This window comes from Amycolatopsis sp. SID8362, assembly GCF_010550475.1.
Taxonomy (GTDB): domain Bacteria; phylum Actinomycetota; class Actinomycetes; order Mycobacteriales; family Pseudonocardiaceae; genus Amycolatopsis; species Amycolatopsis eburnea.
Genome location: NZ_JAAGNB010000464.1, coordinates 1 through 2,692, shown reverse-complemented (window position 1 = coordinate 2,692; position 2,692 = coordinate 1). Strand labels below are relative to the sequence as shown.

The following is a 2,692-nucleotide window of genomic DNA, read 5'->3' as shown; positions in this document are numbered from 1 at the left end:
CAGCGTCCCCAGCAGGCCCCGCCCGCTTCGCCGCCGGAGGGCTTCCGCCAGCCGCGTGGCGGCCGGCCGGTGCCGCCGCCCGGCCGTGAGCCGGACCTCATCACCCACCACGCGCACAACGGCACCGACGACTTCGGGCGCGACCCGTACGACGACGGCTACGACGACGCCGCCTTCAACGAGTTCGCCGACGACGTCGAGCCCCAGGAGGAGCTCGACGAAAACGGCAAGCGGGTCCTGACGCCGGCGCAGAAGAAGAAGCGCCGCTGGAAGATCGTCCGCCGGGTGGCCTACGCCTGCGTCGGCCTCTTCTTCGTGGTCCCCGCGATCGCGTTCGTCATCACGTACTTCCTGGTCGACGTGCCGACGCCGGAGAGCATCAAGTCGCTGCAGAACCAGCCGATCACCTACTACGACGCCGGTGGCCAGGTGATGGGCCGCGAGCTCCCGCCGGGCGGCGACCGCCAGCTGCTCAAGCCGGGCGAGGTCCCCGAGGTCGTCAAGCACGCGGTGTACTCGGCCGAGGACGCGACGTTCGAGACCAACTCCGGCTTCGACGTCACCGGCATCCTGCGCGCGGTCTGGAACCAGGTTTCCGGCGGCCAGGGCGGTGGTTCGACCATCTCCCAGCAGTACATCAAGCAGGCCACGCAGAACGACGCCCCGACGCTGACCCGCAAGTGGACCGAGCTGGCGAAGTCGTTCAAGATGAACAACCAGCAGTCCAAGGAAGAGATCATCACTTCCTACCTGAACATCGTCTACTTCGGCCGCGGCGCGAACGGCATCCAGGCGGCCGCGAAGGCGTACTTCAACAAGGACGCCAAGGACCTCAACGCGTCCGAGGCCGCGCTGCTGGCCGGCCTGATCCAGGGTCCGGGCCGCTCGGAAAACCAGCCGTACGCGCAGAAACGCTGGACGTACGTGATGGACCAGATGGTCGCGAACAAGTGGCTGCGCGCGGACGAGCGCGCCGCCGCCCAGTTCCCGACGCCGATCGCGAAGAACGCGAACAGGGAGGAAAACTCCGGGAAGATGACCTACCAGCTCCAGCAGCGGGTCAAGGACGAGCTGGCGGCGAAGGGTTACGACGAGAACAAGCTGTTCTCCACCGGAGCGAAGATCTACACCACGATCGACCCGGCGGCGCAGGCCGCGGCGGAACAGGCCGCCCAGGAGGGCATGAAGGGCCAGACCGACGAGAACCTGCTCAACGCGCTGGTCGCGGTCAACCCGAAGAACGGCGGCGTGATCGCCTACTACGGCGGGCCGGAGCTGGTGAAGGACGCGAACGGCAAGGACCAGATCGGCCAGGACCGGGCGAACCAGGCGAGAAACCCGGGTTCGTCGGTGAAGGCGTTCGACCTCACGGCGTTCCTCAAGATGGGCAAGGGCCTCGGCGAGACGTTCGACGGCTCCAACAACCGGGTGCTCGGCGGCCGCACGGTCCGGAACGCGGGTGACAGCGCCAGCTGCGGCAAGGACTGCACGGTCGCCAAGGCCATGGAGATCTCGGCGAACACCGTGTTCTACGACATGGTCCTGAACGTGACGAAGCCGTCGCGAGTCGCGGAAGCGGCCAAGGAAGCCGGAGTCAAGGTGGCGCCGGACGGCAAGAGCGTCCTGTACACCGACGACAACAACATCTCGCTCGGCGGTGGTGGCACGGCCGTGACGCCGGAGGACATGGCGGCCGCGTACTCGTCGTTCGCCAGCGGCGGCACCTACCACGAACAGCACTTCGTCGCGAAGCTGACGAACAACCAGGACGAAGTCGAGTTCGACGAGAACAACATCAAGACCAACCCGGCGTTCGACGACGACGCGGCCAAGAGCCGGCAGATCGCGGGCAACGTCACCGAGGCGCTCGTCCCGGTCATCAACCACTCGAACCTGAAGTGCCCGACCGGCCACGAGTGCGCCGGCAAGACCGGTACGCAGCAGTACACCGCCAAGGACGACGACCCCGCGTCGTACAAGGACCGCAACGCGCAGACCTGGATGGTCGGCTACACGCCGTCGGTGTCGGCCGCGGTCTGGGTCGGCGGCGACGGCAACAAGCCGCTGCACGACCCGAAGAACAAGCCGATCTTCGGTGCCACCATCGCCGGTCCGACGTGGCAGAACTTCATGAACCTCTACCTCAAGGGCAAGCCGGCGGAGAAGTTCGACAAGGTCGCGCCGATCGGCAAGGACGTCAACGACGTGACCACGACGCCGACGAAGACGTCGGAGGCGCCGAGCACGACCACGACGCCGCCGAGCACCACCGAAACCCCGCCCAGCACCGAGTCGTCGGACTCCGAAACGACCACGCCCCGGACGAGCCGGAGCCGGCCTGGGCCGGGTAGTACCCCGACGTTCCCGCTGGGCAACACCACGGGTGGTGGTGGCGGAGTCGCTGCCCCACCGGGCGCAGGCCCGGGCTAGCCCGCAGGGCCCTCCGCGATCGCGCGGAGGGCCCTGAGCCGTTTTCGGGGTGATCAACCGGCAACCCGCGGGGGTCACAAGCGTCCTTTTCCTAGAGGGGGTGGCGATCGTCGCTGCCCGCGAACCTGGAGGACTGCCCCGTGCCCGACGATCGATCCCGCTCCTGGCCGCCGGGCCAGGGTCCTGATCCGCGCCGTCGTGGGCCCTCCGCACCGCAGGGCTCGTACGGCCAGGGACCGCGGCGCCCGGTGCCCCCGCCGCC

At 68.3% G+C, this 2,692-nt stretch carries 1 protein-coding gene; it reads left to right on the top strand.

Annotation, left to right across the window (positions count from 1 at the left end; translation table 11 throughout):
* Positions 1-2,430: transglycosylase domain-containing protein (locus G3I65_RS14575; RefSeq protein ID WP_166640109.1), on the top strand; the 2,430-nt coding region annotated here is incomplete at its 5' end.
* Positions 2,431-2,692 lie beyond the last annotated feature (262 nt).